Source organism: uncultured Oscillibacter sp. (assembly GCF_910587525.1).
GTDB lineage: Bacteria > Bacillota > Clostridia > Oscillospirales > Oscillospiraceae > Oscillibacter.
On the sequence record NZ_CAJULS010000030.1, the window covers coordinates 1 to 19,719 of the forward strand.

Sequence of the window (19,719 nt, forward strand, 5' to 3'; positions counted from 1 at the left end):
GTGCTTTCTTTTCGTTACGTTGTTTAATTTACAAGGTGCACGCCCGCTTCGGCGGGTGCTGATTACTGTACCATAAAAGCACAGGCTTGTCAACAACTTTTTCAAATTCTCTTCCAAATTTTCCGGAAGTTCCTGACAGCTTTGCTAGAATACCAGACTAAAAGCGATTTGTCAAGAGGGAAATTCGATTTTTTTCGAAAAATTTTTCGGCTGTTTTCCACAGTGGGAGAGGCCGCCCTCCGCGGCCCCCTCCATATGATATCATGTTATCCACAAGATATTGTGATAACCTCTGTGGCAATACGCTTCCGGAAGGCCTCGTCATGCTCCACGAACAGCATGGTGGGCTGAAATGTCAGCAGCAATTCCTCGATCTGCATACGAGACCAGACGTCAATAGAATTCAGCGGCTCGTCCCAAATATACAGGTGGGCGCTCTCGCAGAGACTTTGGGCGATCAATGCTTTCTTTCGCTGCCCGGCAGACCAGTCCTCCATATTTTTCTCAAACTGCTCCCTGGGGAAGTCCAGTTTCCGCAGAATCGCCAGCAGCAGCGGTTCCTCTGCGCCGCTTCTTCGGATATAATCCCGCAGTCTTCCCCGCAGATGAGACGTGTCCTGGGGCACATAGGACACCGTCAGCCCGGAGAGCTTCACCAGCGTCCCTTCGCTTGCGGTCTCCTCCCCCAGGAGGAATTTCAGAAAGCTGGACTTTCCGCAGCCATTGCCGCCGTCCAAGGCGATTCTCTGCCCCGGTTCCAGACGGAAGTCCAGCGGGCCGCAGACCCGCCGCTCTTCGTAGAAAAGTGACAGCCCCCGGGCGTCCAGCAGACAGCCCCGGGCCGCCAGTGGACGGAGCTTCAATGTCTCGGCCTTTTCCAAATCCTTTAGGAGCCCCGCTTTCTCCTCCAGCGCCCGTTGGCGGCGCTCCTCAATGGACTTGGCACGCTGCATCATCTTGGCGGACTTGTGGCCGATATAGCCCCGGTCCGGCCGGAGGCCGGCGGTCCTGGTCCCCTTCTTGGCAGCTTCCACCTTGCCGGACCACCGGGAGGTCTGGGCCGCCGCCTGCCGCAGGCGCCCCACCTCCTTCTGAAGATGGCCGTTTCTGGCCAGCTCAAACTCGTCCCGGCGCCGCTTGTTCTCCCACCAGGAGGAGAAATTTCCGCTCTGTACCTCCACCCCTGTTCTGTTCAGGGCCATTACATGGTCCACGCACCCGTCCAGAAAGGCCCGGTCATGAGACACCAGCAAAAATCCCCGCTTCCGCCGCAGATACTCTGCCACCGCCCGCCGTCCTTGGGCGTCCAGGTGATTTGTCGGCTCGTCAATCAATAAATACCGCTCCTCTCCGCTGAGCAGCGCCGCCAGCAGGACTTTAGTCCGCTCCCCGTTGGAGAGGGTGGAAAAGGGCCGGTACAACGCCTCGGCCTCCACGCCCAGCAGCCCCGTCTCCCGCAAGAGCTCCCACTCCTCTACCAGAGGTGCGGCCTCCCGGAGCACCTCTATGGTCATGCGGGACGGCTCCTCCGTCTCACAGGGAAAATACACGCAGGGCGGCATCCCGGCGATCTGCCCGCCGCAGGGGTACTCCCCCAGCAGCAGGCGCAGAAAGGTGGTCTTCCCCCGGCCGTTGCGGCCCAGGAAACCCAGCTTCCAGGCGGTGTCAAACTGGAAGCTCACATTCTCAAACACATTATCATAGCTGCCCGGATAGGCAAAGGTCAGGTTCTCCACCCGGATCATAGACATACAGCATCCCTCCAAACGCAAAAACAGGCCGCAGGAAAGTCCCACGGCCCTTGGCGTGACAAAAATGCCCCGCTCTCCGGCGGGCGTCTGTCATCCAGATGGCGCGAAAGGATGAAATTCTCTCCTGCTCCCGGCGCCGGACAGACTGCCCCCTTGGGGCGTTCTGCGGCGCCTTTCAAATTTCAGCAGGAAGCAGACTTCATCCTTTCACTCCTCTTCATTAATATATTGGGATCATCATAGCAGATTTTTGCCCCGCTGTCAACCGGCGGGAACGCACGGGAAATGTCCGGCCGTATATTTTATCATCCGCGATTTTGGCTTTGCAGCCGTGGCTCTGTAGGGGCGGGGCTCTGTCCCCGCCCCTATTCCCGAAAGCACCAGGTTTCCGATGGACAGGCCTGGGCAGAGCCCCGCCCCCACATTAAATCCGTGAAACGGACACTCCCGGCGCCATTTTCCGTCCTATTTTTCCGGAAGCGTTTGCTTTTCCGCCGGAAGTCTGGTACACTATGTTCAATCATCAGCGCAGGTGGGAGCCGGCGGGCTTCCCCGCCGGCTCCCTATTCAAAAAAGCGGCGGTGCCGCGCCCAGGGGCGGACGCTGCGCGGAGCTGTTGACTGGGGGCACCCGGTCCGCTTGCACCATCCTATGCGGCGCCTCCCCTGTGCGTCACCCGCCATCTGCCGCCCGTCCCCGCGGGTTTTCCCGGATTTTGAAAAAGAAAAGAGGAGTTTTCCATGATTAAAATTGCGCCCTCCATCCTCTCCGCCGATTTTGCCAATCTGGAGCGGGACATCCAGCGCATCTCCGCCGCCGATTACGTCCACGTGGACGTGATGGACGGCGTATTCGTGCCCAACATCACCATCGGCATCCCGGTTGTAAAGTGCATCCGCCCCACCACCCCGCTGCCCCTGGACGTTCACCTGATGATCGTGGAGCCGGTACGGTACGTGGAGCAGTTCTGCGACGCCGGCGCCGACCTGGTGACGGTCCACGTGGAGGCGGACAAGGAGGAGAACATCCACGCCGCCATTGATAAAATTCACGCCAAAGGGAAGCGGGCGGGGATCGTCCTCAAGCCCAAGACCCCCGCGGAGGCGGCCCTGCCCTTCCTGGAAAAAGTCGAGCTGATCCTGGTGATGACCGTGGAGCCGGGCTTCGGCGGCCAGAGCTTCATGGCGGATATGATGCCCAAGGTGACCGCCCTGCGGAAGCTGATCGGCGAGAGAAATCCCGCCTGCGAGCTGGAGGTGGACGGCGGCGTGGCCCCGGATACCTGCCGGACCTGCATCGACGCCGGAGCCAACGTGCTGGTGGCGGGCAGCGCGGTGTACAAGGCGGCGGACATCCCAGCCCGCATCGCCGAGCTGAGAGGAAATCGGTCCTAAAGGCGGGCAAGCTCCATGCCGACGGAAACGCCCGCCAGAAAAGACGCCCTGTCCTCCAGACAGGCGGCCTCAAACTGCCGGACCAGAAGCGATTCCAGCCGCCGCTCCTGGTCTGCTGTCAGGGACTGGCGGAAGTCCTCCCACGCCTCCTCCAGGCCGGAGGAGAACCGGCGGTATGCCCGGGTTTCGAGATAGTCTGTGGTCCGGTGCTCTTGGGCATAGAAATAAAGTGTTTCTGCAAGAGAATACATGGGCCGTCCTCCTTATAAACTAATCGGTATATACCATTTGGTTTTATTATAGCTCAATTACAAAAAGCTGTCAAGCTGTTTATTAGGAGTATTATGGAAACATTGTCAAAAAACCTGCTGGCTTTGCGCAAGGAGCGAGGGCTTTCCCGCGAAGCTGTGGCGAGGGCATTGGAGATCTCCTCCATGACCTATCAGCGATATGAAAAAGATCTGCGGGACCCAACCGCCCCTCTCATGGTCAAGCTGGCCGACTTTTACGGCGTCACCTTAGATCAGCTGGTGGGCCGTGCCCCTCTGCCGGACCAGGAGGCATAGCCCCTGGCAGTTGAGTGGAGACAGCCTGGTCAGGGGACCAGGCCCCACAGGTTTTCTGCCGAAAGTGCCGGAAATTACGGGGGAACGGCCAGCAGAGGGCTGCCGGCCCCACAGCTCTACCAAAAGAAGGCCGGCAGAATAGGGCACCATCCCACATAGACCCAGCCATGCGCGAAGCGTGGGAAGAGAAGAAAGTCCTTGCGTCCACGCATCAAATTTCCTGCGCGCCCTTCAATTGAAGCAAAAATCTTCCGCAACCACCAAAAGCGTCTTTTTCTCTTTTGGACCGTGCACGGCCCGTTTTCTCTTTTTCTGCGCCCAGAAAAAGAGAAAATGGGGAGTGCATTCCCAGCACGGGCAAAGCCCGTGCGCCGTCCCCGCCCGAGGCGGCCCCCCGTCCCGCCCCGCAGGGCGGCCCATACCGCAACTCTATAAGAGGAGAACCTGCTTATGGAATACTTCCCCGCCCCTTTGGAAAAGTTAGTGGAACAATTCGCCCGCCTGCCGGGCATCGGCGGCAAATCCGCCCAGCGGCTGGCCTTTTTCATTCTGGGCCTGCCCGAAGAAGAGGCCCAGGCCTTCGCCAGCGCCATCATGGACGCCAAGCGGGGCGTCACCTGCTGCCCGGTGTGCCAGAACTTCACCGCCGGGGGCCTGTGCCCCATCTGCGCCTCCCCCAAACGGGACGGCTCCACCATCTGCGTGGTGGCCGACCCCCGGGACGTGGCCGCCGTGGAGCGGTCCCGGGAGTACAACGGCCATTACCACGTCCTTCACGGCGTCATCTCCCCCATGAACCACGTGGGCCCCGACGACCTCTCCATCAAACCCCTGCTGGAGCGGGTGGCGAAGGGGGACGTGGCGGAGGTCATCATGGCCACCAACCCGGACACGGAGGGAGAGGCCACCGCCATGTACATCGCCCGCCTTTTGAAGCCCTTCGACGTGCGGGTGACCCGTCTGGCCTACGGCATCCCCGTGGGCGGGCACCTGGAGTTCGCCGACGACGCAACGCTGATGCGGGCGCTGGAGGGGCGGAGAGAGATGTGATCTGAGAAGGTGGTCCTTCCCTATGGCGCGGAAAAAGCCCCTGGACTACCAGCCAAAACGCTGGGAGAAAAAGCGGCTCAGACTGGAAAAGCACCTGAAAACCATGGGCGGCGTCTCCGCCTCGGAGCATAATCTTCTGTGCATCATTCGAGACGGGCAGCAGTCCGTCTTTCAGTGGGAGAACCCCTATGCCCAGCGCCGCGGAGGAGCCGCTGGTCCGGCTGTACCGGGGAGAGCCGGCGGACCTGGCCCCCTGGGCGGAGTCCCAGGAGCCGGAGCATTACCAGAACTGCCTGCGGGCGATTTCAAGCCGGGACGAAGCGGCGCTGAACGACGCCCTGGAGGCCCGATTCAGGAGCGCCGGAAACACCTCTCCCCCACGTTCATCGATATATGCGGCGCGGCCTGCGTCAAAATCGGGGCCCGATATGGGCTCCGCTGCAGGCTGGAGGTTATTGAATTCCCCCGGATGTTCCTGGAGGCGGAGGACCGGCCGATGTCCCTGCCGCCTTTTTACGATGAGTTCACCGCCCTGCTGCGGGAACGGGCAGAGGACCGCCGGGAAATGTAAAAGGAACCGCCGCCCCAATGGGCGGCGGCGCTTCAATCATTTCTCAGAGCTCCGTGAATAAGGTTCCGGGTCATCAGTAAGACCCGCCAGATAATCCATGCTGGTCCCCAGTGCCAGGGCAATCCGTTTGCACTGTTCAAAAGACATATTCCGCTTTCCCTGTTCAATTTTGGAGTAGTCACTTTGGTCAATCCCGGTCAGCATCTGCATTTTCACCTGGGTAAACTTCCGTTCCTCCCGCAATTTCCGCAATCTCGACATACCAACACCTCAAATACAGTATGTCAAATTGACCTATTGAAATTAGGGTGATATTGACCTATAATGTAAATGAGGTGACTATATGAAACATTCAACTTTTGAGGAGCTGTTTGCCCAAGCTATTGGCACGGAAGTGCTGAAATACCTGTCACATGAAGACGCATGGAAAACTCTGGTCCAAGGGGTGGAATCCACCGCTCTACCGGTATTAACAAAAATCCAGGCCATCCTGAACGACGAAGCTCTGGACGACCCAGCCTGCTTCCGCCGCATTGACGCCATTGTGGAGGCCTTCCACCAAAGCGGCCTCAGCACCACCCGCCACGACTTCTGAAAAGACCGCCCGGCGCTTTTGCGCCGGGCGGTCTTTCTTCGGTGACACAGATCACATGAGGCTGTAGAGAATCTTCGCCATCTGGCCCCGGGTGATGTTGTTATTGGGCCTGAACGTGCCGTCGGTATAGCCGCTGAGGATTCCCTGGGCCGCCATGGTCTGGATATAGAAAGCGGCATAGGCGGGGATCTTCCCGGCATCGGTGAAGGTCAGGCTCGCCAGGGCATAGCCCTTCTCCTGGCTCCGTCCGATCATGGCCGCCGCCTGGGCGCGGGTCAGGTTCCCGTCAGGGTTGAGGTAGAGCTTCCCGTCCTGGCCCTGGGTGCCGGTGACCACGCCCTCGGCGTACAGCGCCCGGACCGCCGGGAGAGCAGACTCCGGAATCTTGCTCAGGTCCGCGAAGGGCAGGGACACGCCTGTATACTTCGCCGGGTCCAGCTTCAGGGTGTTGTACAGCATCACGGAGAAGTCCAGCCGGGTCAGCAGCTGGTCGGGGCGGAAGGTCCCGTCCGCGTAGCCCTTGGAGATGTTGTGGTCGTACAGGTAGTCGCAGTAGTCCGCGCCCCAGTACGCCGCCGTATCCCTGAACCTGCGCTCCCCGCCGCCGGCAGGGATGTCCGCCGAGCAGCGTCCGATGTTGCCGGAGCCGTCCCGGGCGGTGACGGTGACCCGGTGGGCCGCGCCGTCCAGCCCGGGCAGGGCGGCGGAGAGGGCGCCGGTCTTGCTGTCATAGGTGAAGGCCAGGGGCCTGCCGTCGTAGGTCACGGACACGGAGGACTGGGGCAGCACGCCGTCCACGCCGTCCTGGACCGTGCCGGTGAGGGTGCTGCCGCTGACCTGGGCCGTGACCGCGGGCACCACGGTGTCCACAGTATTGTCAAAGGAGGCAGCGATGTGGTCGATATAGACCGTGCCGGTGCGGGCGGTCTCCGGGTAGGTAACGATCTCCGCTCCAGTCGCTTCATCGTAGGTGTATACCGGCTCCCCGGCACTGACCCGCAGGCCCTGGATGGAGAAGCTCATCTGGGGCAGCGCCACAGACACCTGTTTCCAGCCGGTGAAGTCCAGCGTGGCCGCGGGCAGGACCTGAAGCTCCTCCGTGCCGTCGTCATACAGCAGGGACAGAACGTTGTTGGAGCCGTCGCCGTAAACCCACAGATTCAGACTCGTATAGAGCTGCCGGTTCACCGGCGTATCCAGGAACGCACGCCAATCCGCGGCAAAACCGCGCCCCTCCGCCAGGGTGTAGTCCAGTTTGCCGGAACCCTGGCCCAGCCGCACGGTCTCCGGAGCCGTGGAGCGGCTGAACTGGAGCCCTTCGCCAAAGATGCCGTCAAAGATGGTGGCCGCGCTCTCAAAGTCCTCCACCGGCTGGATGGAGAAGTTGGACACCGTCACCTGGATCGAGGCGCTCCGTCCCCCGGCGAAGACGGTGATGACGCCCTCACCGGGCATAGCCGCCGTAAAGTTTCCCTGCGCGTCAATGCTCCCGATATTGCCCTCCACCGTCCAGGTGAAGGCCTCCGGGTCGGCCTTCAGGGACTTGTGCTGATAGGCCGCGGTGGCGGTCAGCTGTGTCACGGTGCCGGGGGCGGTCCCCAGCGTGCTGAGGGCAGTGCCGTCGGCGCTGCGGATGGCAAGAGCGTCCGGTGTGGTGACGGCGTGGATGGTAGTGGTGCCCGTCCTGCGGCCGCTGCCGGCGGTGACGGTGACCTCGCCGCCGGAGAGAGGCGTGGTCAGCACATTGCCGTCCAGCTGGCCGCCGTCGGTCTCCAGCCGGTAGTCCTCCTGCATGGGGATGAAATTGGTGTCCACGGCGGAGGCGGAGATGGTCACCTTGCTGCCCGCCAGCACATACTGGTTGTCCGCCTGAACGTAGAAGTGGCTCAGCTCCCCAGTGGGCTGATTGGGGGCCACGAGAAAGACCTGGTTGGACACCTTCCGCTCGGCGCCGTCGGAGGGCCGGTTGACGGTACCGGTCTCCAGCTTGTCCGGCGCGGTGACCGCCAGCGTGGTGGAGCCGCCGCCGTCCAGGCACAGCGCGGTGACGCAGCCCAGCTCGATCATACGCCTGGCCACCTGGTCCATGGACGCGCCCACGGAATAGCCGGAGCGGCGGCCGTCGATGGTGTAGAAAATCACACTGCCGTCATAGCGCACGCCCACGGCGGTGCGGGGGTTCACACCGGTGGGCAGGCCCGCCACCACGGCGCCGTCGGCTACCAGGGAGTACAGGGCTCCCACGGCGTACTCCACATCGTTCCACTCCTCGCCGGCGGCGCCGGCCTCCAGGGTAATGGTGGTACCCACGGGGATGTTCCGCAGGGCGTCCACATGGTAGGCGTCGGATTTCAGGTTGGCGGAGAGGACAAACTGGTCCGGCCTCATGGCCGTTGCAGAGGTGGTCTCCTCCACCCGCTCCACCACGGCAGTGACAGTCTCGCCGATGGAGAGGCGGCCCTCCTGAATGGTGCAGAGCACGTCCACTCCAGCCTCGGTATTGCCGGTGGTGTGCTTGCTGTTGAAGTCGTAGGTATAGAGGTAGGTCCCCCCGTCGGAGACCCGGGCCTTGTTCACCGCGGTGAGCTGGCGGGAGACCTCCCCGCCATAGCCCTCGGCGTCCATATAGCCCAGGCGGGCAGTGACCTTCACGCCGGGCTTGCCGATGGCGGCGGTGCCGTCGGCCCGGAAGCCGATGGCGTAATAGCCGCCGTCGCTGCTGCGCAGCACTCCCTCGGAGATCACAAGTCCAATGGGCAGGCCGGTATTGACGTTGTAAAAATCGCCGTTGATGCCCGCCACCACGCGCCAGCCCTGGCGCTCCAGCTCCCGGGCCGTATCGGAGACAGAGTTCCGGTCAGTGAGGACCTGCCCGTAGGTGACAATGGGCGTCACGTCCGGATTGGGCGTGTATGTAATCAGGTTCTCCGTTCGCATATCGTTATACGCCGTGCTCCAGAAGGTGTTGGTGGAGAGCTGGGTGTCCTGGTGCAGCAGCGTGTCCAGGGCTGTCAAATCCTCGCCCATGGCGTCCGATGCCGCGGCGCTCAGGCCCAGGGAGAGGATCAGGGACAGCGCCAGGAGCAGCGCCAGGGTCTTGCGGAAAAATATTTTCATAATTTGCCTCCAAAAGGTCCCCCGGCGGCGGAATGTCCGGCCGCCGGATCTGCCCCGTCAAAGCAGGGCCAGTCTACATAATACCTGTCCAGAATACCACATCCGGCGACTAAAGTAAATGTCCATTTAATTACAAAATTCTTCCGGTTTCACCAAAATCTTCATCCGTCCCATAAAAAGGACGCGTCTTCCCGGAAAAATGTTCCCCTGTCCTGCAAAAATTTTCTTGGAAACCCCGGCCAGGTGTACTATAATGAAAGTGGATCACAGAGCCGAAAAGGAGGTTTTTTCATGACTGTCACTGTGGACGCCGCCAGCTGCATCGGATGCAGCATGTGCGCCTATGCCGCTCCCGGCATCTTCCGCATGGAGAACCGGGTCTCCACCGTCCTGCCGGAGCCCGATGAGACCCAGTATGACCGGGCCGCCGGCGCCGCCAACCGCTGCCCTGTCAACGCTATCAAGATCAGGAAATAGGGGGAGGAGCCACGGCTCCTCCCCCTATTTCCTGATCTTGATACCATCCAAATATGAAGCGGACTTCGCCCCTCCATACTCCCCCTTAATGTCAATCCCAATAAATCGAAAAAGAGGAGCCATACGGCTCCCCTTTTCGTCCTGCGTCACAGGGTTTCAGCTCAGCACTTCTCCACCACAACGGCGGTACCCATGCCGCCGCCGATGCACAGGGTAGCCAAACCCTTCTTGGCCTCGGGACGCTTCATCATCTCGTGGACCAGGGTCACGATGATGCGGGCGCCGGAGGCGCCGACGGGGTGGCCCAGGGAGATGGCGCCGCCGTTGACGTTCAGCTTGGCAGGGTCGATGCCCAGCTCCCGGCCCACAGCGATGGACTGGGCGGCAAAGGCCTCGTTGGCCTCGATCAGGTCGATGTCGTCGATGGTGACGCCGGCCTTCTTCATAGCCGCGCGGGAGGCGGGCACAGGGCCCACGCCCATGATCTTGGGATCCACACCGCCCTGGCCCCAGCCGATCAGCTTGACCATAGGCTTGAGGCCATACTTCTCAACGGCCTCGCCGGAGGCCAGAATGATGGCGGCGGCGCCGTCGTTGATGCCGGAGGCGTTGGCGGCGGTGACGCGCTGCTGGCCCTTGTCCTCGGTCTCCTGCTTGCCGGTGACCTCAAAGGTGTGAACCACCTCGGGGTTGGGGGACTCGGGACCCACGGGGAAGGCGCCCCGGAGCTTTGCAATGCCCTCGGCGGTGACGCCGGCCTTGGGATACTCGTCCTTCTTAAACTCCACAATGTCCTTCTTGACCTTCACGGGCACGGGAACGATCTCATCGTCAAACCGGCCGGCGGCCTGGGCGGCCTCAGCCTTCTGCTGGGAGGCGGCGGCAAACTCGTCCTGCTCCTTGCGGGTGATGCCCCAGATGTCGTTGATGTTCTCGGCAGTGGTGCCCATGTGGTAGTTGTTGTAGGCATCCCACAGGCCGTCCTTGATCATCTCGTCCACCAGCTTCTTGTCGCCCATGCGGGCGCCCCAGCGGGCGTCGGGAGCCAGGAAGGGAGCGGCGCTCATGTTCTCGGTGCCGCCGCAGACCACAACGTCGGAGTCGCCGGCCAGGATGGAGCGGGCGCCCTCGATGACAGACTTCATACCGGAGCCGCAGACCATGCCCACGGTGTAGGCAGGAACAGAGTAGGGGATGCCGGCCTTGATGGAGACCTGGCGGGCCACGTTCTGCCCAAGACCCGCGGTCAGAATGCAGCCGAACATCAGCTCGTCCACCTGCTCCGGCTTCACGCCGGCGCGGTTCAGAGCCTCTTTGACCACGATAGCGCCCATCTCGGCGGCGGGGGTGTTCTTCAGGCTGCCGCCGAAAGAGCCGATAGCGGTTCTGCAGCAGCTGACGATATAAAGATCTTTCATGATGTTCCTCCGTTTTATAAAAATTTTCTCGGCGGCCCCGGACCGCCATGGAGCACAAAGTCGGGAGGCGGAAAAGCGCCATGTTAATTTTTTGACAAATGTCGCCCCTCCGCTTCTTAGGTTTTATTATAGAGCGTATTTTTCGCTTCGTCAATGGGCAAAGTTTCGATTTCCATTTTTCGTTAAATATTTGACAATACGTTATGTATTTTTCGTCACCTTGACGAAAAGGGCCCCTTTACCCTGCCCGAACCAGTCCCGCAGAGAAGTCCGCCGGGTCCAAAGCCTGATAGGCCTCCGTCAGCTGCACCGCTGCGTTCTCCGCCGCCTCCTGAAGCAGGTGGTCAAAGTATTCCTCCTCCACGCCGCTTTTGTCCGCCTCCACCCGAAGGAGGATGGAAAGCCCCTCTCCAGTCTCCAGGATACCGGAACACTGTCCCGCCTCCAGGGCCTGGGCGGCCGCCTCCAGTGTCTCCTCCAGCGCTCCATCTCCCAGGGCAAAGGTATCAAACTCCTCCGGAACCTCTGCCGCCAGGACGGCAAACTCCGCCGCCAGGTCTTCCGCCGCATTCAGCCGGGCAAAAGCCTCCGCCGCCCGCTGCCGGGCGGCTTCCCGGTCCTCCCCGGCAGCGAAAAACAGCCGGTCCACCGTAATCCGCCCCTGCTCCACGGCAAATGCCTCCAGTGCCTCCGGCTCCGGGGCCAAGGCGCTGCCCTCCTGGCAATAGAGGCTGTACAGCTTGGCGTACAGCCGCCCCACACCGGTGAGCTCCTCCATCCGCGCCCGGTCCAGCCCCATCTCCGCCAGGGCCTGGAGGTATGCCTTCTCTCCGCCGTACTCTGCTGTCTTCTCCGCCCAGGCGGCTTCCAGGGCAGCCTGGTCCTCCTCGTCCAGGGCACAGCCATGGAAATCCGCCCAGTTCTCCACCGTGGCGTAGAGGGCCGTGTCCGCCAGGGCCTGGTCCTTGACGTAGTCCGCCAGGGTGCCCCCCTCCACCGGCGCATTCCAGTCCAGTGTCAGGCCGGCGGCGCGGTACTGCTCCCGGAGCCGCCCGCAGCAGCGCTCCAGCCAGTAAAAATACCGCCATGCCGGCACCTCCCGGCCGTCCACTGTCAGCAGCACCGCATCCTCCTCCACCCCGGAAGTCCGTTGAAAAAGTCCCTGGCCCCGGTTGTCCTCCCTGACGCCGCAGGCGGTCAGGGTCAGGCACAGCACAAGGGCCAGGGCAGCTGCGTATTGTTTCATATCTCCCGCTCCTCCCACAAAGGTTGTCCTGTGACATCCTATGCGGCAGGGGCATGGGTCATGATTCCTTTTTCTCTGCCTCCTCCGCGGCCAGGCGCAGGTCCTCCGTCAGGACCATGGCGTTCTCCAGCACATCCTCGCCGGGACGGAGCTTCAATGTCAGTGCCGGGGTCTCCCCCGCCGCCAGCACCAGACGGCGCCGGTATTTGGCAAGGCCGCACACCGCCGCCAGGGCCTCAGGCCGGAACACGCCCAGCTGGAACCGCAGCGTGTCCCCCTTCTGGGAGATGTCCGACACCCCGGCCCTGGCCGCCGCCGCCCGCAGCAGTGCCACATCCAGCAGGGCCAGCACAGATTTGGGCGCCTCGCCATAGCGGTCCAGCAGCTCATCCAGCAAGTCGGAGGCGTCGCCATTGGTCCGGATGGCGGCAATGCGGCGGTACAGGTCCATCCGCTGCTCCGGAGAGGGCACATACCGCTCCGGAATATTGGCGTTCACCGTCAGGTCGGCGGAGCACTCCGTCTCGATCTGACGCTCCTCGCCCCGTTCCTCCAGCACCGCCTCCTCCAGCAGCTTCAGGTACAGGTCGTAGCCCACGCTCATAAGGTACCCGGACTGCTCCGGGCCCAGCAGATTGCCGGCTCCCCGAATCTCCAGGTCCCGCATGGCGATCTTGAAGCCGGAGCCGAACTCCACATACTCCCGGATGGCGGAGAGGCGCTTGGCGGCCACCTCCTGGAGGATTTTGCCCCGGCGGAAGGTCATATAGGCGTAGGCCCGGCGGGCGCTGCGGCCAATGCGGCCCCGGATCTGGTGGAGCTGAGCCAGACCCATGCGGTCCGCGTCCTCGATAATGAGGGTATTGACGTTGGGAATGTCGATGCCGGTCTCAATAATGGTGGTGCACACCAGCACGTCCGCCTCCCCGTCCACCATGGCCTGCATGACGGCGGAGAGCTCCTGCTCCCCCATGCGCCCGTGGCCCGTCACCACCCGGGCCTCCTCCCCCAGGAGCTTCTGGATGCGGGAGGCGGTGAGGTCGATGCTCTCCACCCGGTTGTGGAGGTAGTACACCTGTCCCCCCCGGCTCAGCTCCCGGCGCATGGCGTCCTCCAGAATGGCCCAGTCGTGCTCGATGACGTAGGTCTGCACCGGCTGGCGGTCCGCCGGGGGCTCCTCGATGGAGGACATGTCCCGCAGGCCCGAGAGGGCCATGTTCAGCGTTCGGGGAATAGGTGTGGCGGAGAGGGTCAGCACATCCACCTGATGGCTCAGCTCCTTGAGCCGCTCCTTGTGGGTCACACCAAAGCGCTGCTCCTCGTCGATAACGAGGAGCCCCAGGTCCTTGAATTCCATGCCCTTTTGCAGCAGCTTGTGGGTGCCGATCAGCAGGTCCACGCTCCCTGCGCGGACATCCTGCAGGATCCGCTTGGCCTCTCCGGAGGCGGTGAAGCGGGAGAGGACCTCCACGGTCACCGGAAAGTCCTTGAACCGCCCCCGGGCCGTGGCGTAGTGCTGCTGGGCCAGCACGGTGGTAGGCACCAGAATGGCGGCCTGCTTCCCGTCCAGAATACATTTCATCACCGCCCGCAGGGCCACCTCTGTCTTGCCGTAGCCCACGTCGCCGCAGAGAAGCCGGTCCATGGGCCTGGAACGCTCCATATCTTGCTTGATCTCCTGGATGGCCCGCAGCTGGTCATCGGTCTCGGCATAGGGGAAGGCCTCCTCAAACTCCCGCTGCCAAACGGAGTCCGGAGAAAATGCGAAACCCGGGCGGCGCTGCCGCTCGGCGTAGAGCTTGGTGAGGCCCTTGGCCAGGTCCTTCACCGCCTTCTTGGCCTTGGTCTTCTGCCTGGCCCACTCCGTGCCCCCCAGGCGGTTCAGCCTCTGAGGACGGTCGCCGTCCTCGCCGCCGCCGATATACTTGGACACCATGTCCAGCTGAGTAGCGGGCACATACAGACAATCTCCCCCGGCGTAGTCGATCTTGATATAGTCCTTCTCCACGCCGTCCACCGGCATCCGCTGGATGCCCGCAAACCGGCCTACGCCGTGGTGGACGTGGACCACCAGATCTCCGGGGGTCAGGTCCGTGTAAGACTGGAGCTTCTGCCGGCTGCTCTCTTTTTTCAGCTTCATCCGCCGCTGGGAGGGGGCGGTGAGCTGTCCCTCGGTCAAAACCGCCAAATGCAGCTGGGGCCATTCACCGCCGGCGGACAGAGCGCCAATACCGATGCGCACCTCCCCTGTCCGGGGCATGGCGGCGTTTTTCAGATCCAGCACGGCAGGGATGTCCCGCTCCTCCAGCAGCCGCTGCAGATTCTTCGCCCGGCTCTCCCCGGCGCAGAGCACCAGCACCGCGCTGCCGCTCTGCCGGTAGTGGGTCAGGTCGCTGACGGCGGCCTCCAGGCTGCCGCCGTAGGAGCTGAGCTGCCGGACGTCCATACTCAAAAGCCCCTTGGGCCGCAGAGGATAGCGGGAGGTGGGCAGGGCGTTTTCCATCACCACGGGGAACTCCTCCAAGGCGGCGTAGAACTCCTCGGCAGAGAGGCACAGCCGGGCGTACTCCCCCGCCATGACCCCCGCCTCCAGCAGCGATTCCACATCCTGCCGGGTCTGAAGCAGGGCCCCTTTGATCCGCTCGTCCACGCGGCCGCTCTCGCAGAGAAAGACCACGCCGTCCCGGGGCAGGTAGTGGACGCCTGCCGTCACCTGGGGATAGACGGCCGCCAGATACCGGTCCATGCCGCCGGGGTCCGCGCCGTTTTTCAGCCGCTCCCCGTCCTCCCGAAGACGCTGGACCATCTGCTCCATCTTCGGCTTTTTCGCCAGCCTCTCCGCCAGGGCCAGCAGGGTCTCCCCCAGGCCCGCCAGGCCCCCCGCCGCGCAGTGGGGCAGCACCTCGGCGGCGGGCAGCAGCAGCGCCTCTTTGATGTTTTTCGTCCGGCGCTGGGTGGCGGGGTCAAACTCGCCCATGGAGTCGATCTCGTCGTCAAAAAACTCGCACCGCACCGGCTGGTCCATCAGGGGGGAAAACACGTCCAGGATGCCGCCCCGCAGGGCGAACTGGCCCACGCCCTCCACCTGGCCGCAGCGGGCATATCCGGCGGACAGCAGCTGCTCTGTGAGATTCCCCAGGTCCACCCGCTCCCCCAGGCGCAGAGTAACGGCCAGGCTTTTGAGAAGGTCCGGCGGCAAAGTTCTGGCCAGCAGGGCGTCGGCCGTGGCCACCGTCAGCGGCGTACGCCCCTGAGCCAAGGCATACAGCGCCGCCAGGCGGCTGCGCTCCCACTCCCGGGAGCTCACCGCGCCAGGGCGCAGCCGCCACTCCCGGCTCAGCAGCAGCACAGGCTCCCGGCCCGCGGCGGTGCACAGGTCTGCGGCCAGAGTTCGGGCCTCCCGCTCATCCCCGCAGATGAACACCGCCGGACGGCCCGCCGCCTGGGCGATGGCCGCGCCCACGCAGGCCCGCTGCATGGACTGGAGGCCGGTGACCGCCGCAGGGCAGCCACCCTCTTCGACCCTGCGGGTCAGCTCTGTCACCTCCGGGAGGGTCTGCAATTGTTTCAAAAACTGTTCCATGGTTATTTTCCTGTTACAAAATTTGTGCGGTTCCGGAGGGCCCTGCGGGGACGGGGGAGCACGCCCCGGGCAGAAACCGCCTAGTTAAAGTCATTCATGGCCTTCTGACACCCGTGCCCAATCACACATTCTGCCGCCAGAACGGCCCTTTCAAAACTCTCGAAGAGCACCTTCCTCTCCGCCTGGGAGGGCACCCCGATGACCCAGTCCACCATCTCCCCCCCGCCTCCGGCGGGCGCCCCGGTGCCGATCTTGATCCGGGGAAAATCCTGGGTTCCCAGGTGGGCGATGATGTTTTTAATCCCGTTGTGCCCTCCGGCGGACCCGCTGGGCCGCACCCGCAGTTTCCCCACGGGCAGGGACACGTCGTCGTAGATCACAAGCACCCGCTCTGCGGGGATCTTGTAGAACTGCGCCGCCTCCCGCACGGCCTCGCCGGAGAGGTTCATATACGTCTGTGGCTTCATCACCAGGCACCTGCACCCGGCAAAATCCAGAATATTGTAGGCGGACTTGAACTTGACCTTGTTCAGCTTCACGCCCTTCTGCTCCGCCAGCAGCTCCACGGTGAGAAACCCCATGTTGTGCCGGGTATTCTGGTACTTCTGGCCAGGATTGCCCAGGCCTGCCACCAGCCAGTCCACGGCGGAGGGCTTACTTCCAAACAGCATAGTCTGCTCCTTTTGAACGCCCGCAAAGGCGGGAAAGTCGCCCTTCCCGCCTTGCGCAGTCATTCTCTGATCTATCGAAATAATATGTTTGAAGAGGACGCCGGATTACCGGAACAGCTTGGAGATGGAGACCTCCTGGTAGATGCGCTCAATGGCCTCGGAGAACATGGGCGCTACCGTCAGGTACTTGATCTTCCCGCTGAGGGCGGGGTCAATGGCAGGGATGGTATCCAGCAGGGTCAGCTCCTGGATCACACTGCTGTTAATCCGGTCAATGGCGGGACCGGACAGCACGCCGTGGGAGGCGCAGGCGTGGACGCTCTTGGCGCCCCCCACCTCCACCAGCGCCTGAGCGGCGTTGCACAGAGAGCCGGCCGTGTCCACCATATCGTCAAACAGGATGCAGTCCCTGCCCTGCACGTCGCCGATGACGTTCATGACCTCACACTGGTTGGCCTTCTGGCGGCGCTTATCCACGATGGCCAGATTCATGTGCAGGTTCTGGGCAAAAGCCCGGGCCCGGGACACGGAGCCCACGTCCGGAGAGACCACCATCATGTTCTCACACTCGGAGCCGAATTTCTTGGCGTAGTAGTCCACAAAGATGGGCTTGCCGGCCAGATTGTCCACGGGAATATCGAAGAAGCCCTGGATCTGGGCGGCGTGGAGGTCCATGGTCAGCACCCGGTCGGCGCCGGCAGCGGTAATCATGTTGGCCACAAGCTTCGCGGTAATGGGGTCCCGGGCCTTGGCCTTGCGGTCCTGCCGGGCATAGCCGAAATAGGGGACCACCGCCGTGATGCGCCCGGCGGAGGCCCGCTTAAGCGCGTCGATGATGATAAGAAGCTCCATCAGGTTGTTGTTCACCGGCGCGCAGGTGGACTGGACCACGAACACATCGCTGCCGCGGACCGTCTCGTACAGTGAGGCGAAGATCTCGCCGTCGGAGAAGGTTCCCACCTCGGACTCGCCCAGTTTGGTACCCATCAGCCTGCAGATATCAGCGGCCAGCTTCGGATTGGAGTTGCCGGAGAATACCTTGATGTCCTTGCCGTGAGAAATCATTTCCAAGCCCTCTTTTCTATCAAATAATTTTCTTCGAAAAAATTGCTCTTTACTTCTTTACCGGTCCTTCCCATGGAGCTTCCGGCGGCGGGCCGCCCAGCCCTCGATGTTCTTCTGCCGGCTCCGGGCCACCGCCAGCGCGTCCGGCGGAACCTCCTCCGTAACGGTGCTGCCCGCCGCAGTATAGGAGCCGCCTCCCACTGTCACAGGGGCCACCAGATTGGTATTGCATCCTAAAAACGCGCCGTCGCCGATGGTACAGCGGTACTTCTTGAAACCGTCGTAATTGGTGGTGACAGTGCCGCAGCCAAAATTCACCTTTTTGCCCACGTCGCTGTCGCCCACATAAGTCAGGTGGGAGATCTTGGTCCCGTCGCCGATGGTGGAGTTCTTGACCTCCACAAAGTCGCCCACTTTGATGTCGTCCCCAATCGCACAGCCCGGCCGGATATAGGCAAAGGGACCCACATGGGTCCGGCTGCCGATGACGCTCTCGTTGGCCTGGGAGGCGTTGATCTCTGTCTCGTCCCCCACGGTGCAGTCCCGCACCATGGCGTTGGGGCCGATCACGCAGTCCCGGCCGACGGCGGTCTCCCCCCGGAGAATGCTGCCGGGCAGCACCATGGTCCCCCGGCCGATGGACACCCGGGGGTCGATATACACGGCGGAGGGGTCCATCACCCGCACACCGTTTTGGATGTGACGCTTCACAATCCGGTCCCGCAGAACCAGCTCCAGCTCCGCCACAGTCTCCAGACTGAACACCGGCACCCAGCGGTCGAGCAGCTCCGCCGCCTCCACCCGGTTGGTAAGGCCGTTCTTCCACGCCTCCTGGAGCTCATAGCCTGGAACGGCATAGGCAAAGCCGGGCCCCGCCTCCTCCATGGGCAACGCCGGGCGCAGCAGCACGGACACCGTGTCCGGCGTGTTCAAAAAGGCGTTGAGATCCTCCTGCCGTTCGGAGACGGTCACATCCGCCTCCGCCGGGAAGCAGGCTTTGGCCTCCTCTGCAAAGCGGGGACCGCAGACAACAAAAAACCGCTGCACGCCGTCAGCCCGCAATCGATTGCCCATCCAAGTCAGAATCGGGCAAAACAGCACGGCTTCCAGCATCAGCGGTTTGGAATGCGCCGGGACCAGAGCGTCCTCCTCCATAATCAGAACGGCGCGCTTTGGCTGATCCATTCCTGCCTTCCTCCTTGTTAATTTTTTCCATAGGGCCAGCAGACAGCTACAAACCCTTTATAACATATTGTTACTTAATCATTATAGCAGAGTCCTTAAAAAAATCCAGTATTTCCAGCAAATTTGTTGAATAAATTTCCCCAAATTTTTTAGTTGATTTTACTTTTTTTTGTTGGAGCCTACGGAATTGCGCGCAATCGGCCAAAAATTGAGGGTTCATTTTCAGCAAATTGCAAAATTTTTGTCCGCTTTTTCTCGGTTTGTTCTGAGAAAATCGTTTTTTTTGCACGAAATGGTTGAATTTCGCTTTCTAAAGAGTTACAATGGCTTCGTCTTTATGTGGAGAGGAGTGTTCCGGTCTATGCTCAATATCGTACTGGTGGAGCCGGAAATTCCTCAAAACTGCGGCAATATCGCCCGGACCTGCGCCGCCACCGGCAGCCGCCTGCATCTGGTCCGCCCCCTGGGGTTTGACATCTCCCAGGACGCGATCCGGCGGAATATGAAACGCTGTGGTCTGGATTACTGGCATCTGGTGGAGGTTTTCGACTACGAAAACCTGAAGGATCTGTTCCGCCGCCGGCCGGAGGCTGCCGCAGAGGCCTGGCTCACCACCACCAAGGCCCCCCGTCCCTACACCGAAGCCCGCTTCACGGCGGACAGCTGGCTCTTCTTCGGCAAAGAGACCGCAGGTCTCCCGCTGGAATTCCGGGAGCGCTTCCGGGACCGCTGCATCCGCCTGCCCATGATCGCCGAGGCCCGGAGCCTGAACCTCAGCAACACTGTGGCGGTGTGCGTCTACGAGGCGCTGCGCCAGGCCGGCTTTCCCGGCCTGCTGGACGCCGGCGAGATGGGCGAGACGCTGTGACCCCCGGCGCTGTCAGCGCCGTAATCATTTACTCTGGAGGGAAATCTATGAACTACAACAAAAAAACCGTACGCGATGTGGATGTCTCCGGAAAGAAGGTCCTGCTGCGCTGCGACTTCAACGTGCCCATGGCCAAGGACGGCAGCGGCGTCATCACCGACG

General features: G+C 62.2%; 18 protein-coding genes. 8 read left to right on the forward strand and 10 right to left on the reverse strand.

Annotated elements, in window-relative coordinates:
• Positions 1–266: 266 nt before the first annotated feature.
• Positions 267–1,751, reverse strand: coding sequence for a ribosomal protection-like ABC-F family protein (abc-f, locus tag QZ326_RS04640; RefSeq protein ID WP_295741818.1), 1,485 nt, complete (start codon positions 1,749–1,751; stop codon positions 267–269).
• Between the two features lie 740 nt (positions 1,752–2,491).
• Here abc-f and rpe point away from each other — a divergent pair.
• The gene (gene rpe, locus QZ326_RS04645; protein WP_295741820.1) at positions 2,492–3,145 is read left to right on the forward strand and encodes a ribulose-phosphate 3-epimerase; all 654 of its coding nucleotides are present in this window, start codon (positions 2,492–2,494) and stop codon (positions 3,143–3,145) included.
• Here rpe and QZ326_RS04650 read toward each other — a convergent pair.
• Positions 3,142–3,396 carry a DUF6809 family protein gene (locus QZ326_RS04650; RefSeq protein ID WP_295741823.1) on the reverse strand — a complete coding sequence of 85 codons (255 nt, stop codon included), beginning with the start codon at positions 3,394–3,396 and terminating at the stop codon, positions 3,142–3,144. The two genes, rpe and QZ326_RS04650, sit on opposite strands and share 4 nt — an antisense overlap.
• A 93-nt stretch (positions 3,397–3,489) precedes the next feature.
• Here QZ326_RS04650 and QZ326_RS04655 point away from each other — a divergent pair, with 93 nt between their 5' ends.
• The 3 genes from QZ326_RS04655 to QZ326_RS04665 all read left to right on the forward strand — a co-directional run bounded on the left by QZ326_RS04655 (position 3,490) and on the right by QZ326_RS04665 (position 5,332).
• A complete protein-coding gene (locus QZ326_RS04655; protein WP_295741826.1) occupies positions 3,490–3,711 on the forward strand; it encodes a helix-turn-helix domain-containing protein in 222 nt (73 codons plus the stop codon).
• Between the two features lie 450 nt (positions 3,712–4,161).
• Positions 4,162–4,761, forward strand: coding sequence for a recombination mediator RecR (gene recR / locus QZ326_RS04660; RefSeq protein WP_295741829.1), 600 nt, complete (start codon positions 4,162–4,164; stop codon positions 4,759–4,761).
• A gap of 22 nt (positions 4,762–4,783) precedes the next feature.
• Entirely contained in the window at positions 4,784–5,332 is a 549-nt protein-coding gene (locus QZ326_RS04665) for a hypothetical protein (protein WP_295741832.1), read from the forward strand.
• A gap of 36 nt (positions 5,333–5,368) precedes the next feature.
• Here the strand turns inward: QZ326_RS04665 and QZ326_RS04670 are convergent, their stop codons facing one another.
• Positions 5,369–5,593: a helix-turn-helix domain-containing protein gene (locus QZ326_RS04670; RefSeq protein ID WP_295741835.1), complete on the reverse strand. Its 225-nt coding sequence runs from the start codon at positions 5,591–5,593 to the stop codon at positions 5,369–5,371.
• A gap of 82 nt (positions 5,594–5,675) precedes the next feature.
• Here QZ326_RS04670 and QZ326_RS04675 point away from each other — a divergent pair, with 82 nt between their 5' ends.
• On the forward strand, positions 5,676–5,927 hold the full coding sequence (locus QZ326_RS04675; protein ID WP_295741837.1) for a hypothetical protein: 252 nt from the start codon (positions 5,676–5,678) through the stop codon (positions 5,925–5,927).
• Between the two features lie 51 nt (positions 5,928–5,978).
• Here QZ326_RS04675 and QZ326_RS04680 read toward each other — a convergent pair whose 3' ends face one another.
• Complete coding sequence (locus QZ326_RS04680) at positions 5,979–9,044, reverse strand: S-layer homology domain-containing protein (protein WP_295741840.1); 3,066 nt, start codon at positions 9,042–9,044, stop codon at positions 5,979–5,981.
• 291 nt (positions 9,045–9,335) lie between these two features.
• On the opposite strand from QZ326_RS04680, the gene QZ326_RS04685 reads away from it, so the two are divergent.
• Entirely contained in the window at positions 9,336–9,521 is a 186-nt protein-coding gene (locus tag QZ326_RS04685; protein ID WP_295741873.1) for a ferredoxin, read from the forward strand.
• 161 nt (positions 9,522–9,682) lie between these two features.
• On the opposite strand, the gene QZ326_RS04690 is transcribed toward QZ326_RS04685, so the two are convergent.
• The 6 genes from QZ326_RS04690 to QZ326_RS04715 form a co-directional block, all read right to left on the reverse strand.
• Positions 9,683–10,939 (reverse strand): acetyl-CoA C-acetyltransferase, encoded by a 1,257-nt coding sequence (locus QZ326_RS04690; RefSeq protein ID WP_295741875.1) that lies wholly within the window; start codon positions 10,937–10,939, stop codon positions 9,683–9,685.
• Positions 10,940–11,177: 238 nt separating this feature from the next.
• Positions 11,178–12,185 (reverse strand): peptidylprolyl isomerase, encoded by a 1,008-nt coding sequence (locus tag QZ326_RS04695; RefSeq protein WP_295741877.1) that lies wholly within the window; start codon positions 12,183–12,185, stop codon positions 11,178–11,180.
• Between the two features lie 58 nt (positions 12,186–12,243).
• Positions 12,244–15,768 (reverse strand): transcription-repair coupling factor, encoded by a 3,525-nt coding sequence (gene mfd, locus QZ326_RS04700; protein WP_295741879.1) that lies wholly within the window; start codon positions 15,766–15,768, stop codon positions 12,244–12,246.
• 80 nt (positions 15,769–15,848) lie between these two features.
• The gene (gene pth / locus QZ326_RS04705; protein WP_295741880.1) at positions 15,849–16,439 is read right to left on the reverse strand and encodes an aminoacyl-tRNA hydrolase; all 591 of its coding nucleotides are present in this window, start codon (positions 16,437–16,439) and stop codon (positions 15,849–15,851) included.
• A gap of 105 nt (positions 16,440–16,544) precedes the next feature.
• Positions 16,545–17,504 carry a ribose-phosphate pyrophosphokinase gene (locus tag QZ326_RS04710; RefSeq protein ID WP_295741882.1) on the reverse strand — a complete coding sequence of 320 codons (960 nt, stop codon included), beginning with the start codon at positions 17,502–17,504 and terminating at the stop codon, positions 16,545–16,547.
• 57 nt (positions 17,505–17,561) lie between these two features.
• A complete protein-coding gene (locus QZ326_RS04715) occupies positions 17,562–18,689 on the reverse strand; it encodes a glucosamine-1-phosphate N-acetyltransferase (RefSeq protein WP_295741884.1) in 1,128 nt (375 codons plus the stop codon).
• A 361-nt stretch (positions 18,690–19,050) separates the two neighbouring features.
• On the opposite strand from QZ326_RS04715, the gene QZ326_RS04720 reads away from it, so the two are divergent.
• Positions 19,051–19,557: a tRNA (cytidine(34)-2'-O)-methyltransferase gene (locus tag QZ326_RS04720; RefSeq protein ID WP_295741886.1), complete on the forward strand. Its 507-nt coding sequence runs from the start codon at positions 19,051–19,053 to the stop codon at positions 19,555–19,557.
• Between the two features lie 47 nt (positions 19,558–19,604).
• On the forward strand, positions 19,605–19,719 hold a 115-nt coding region (pgk, locus tag QZ326_RS04725; RefSeq protein ID WP_295741888.1), incomplete at its 3' end, for a phosphoglycerate kinase.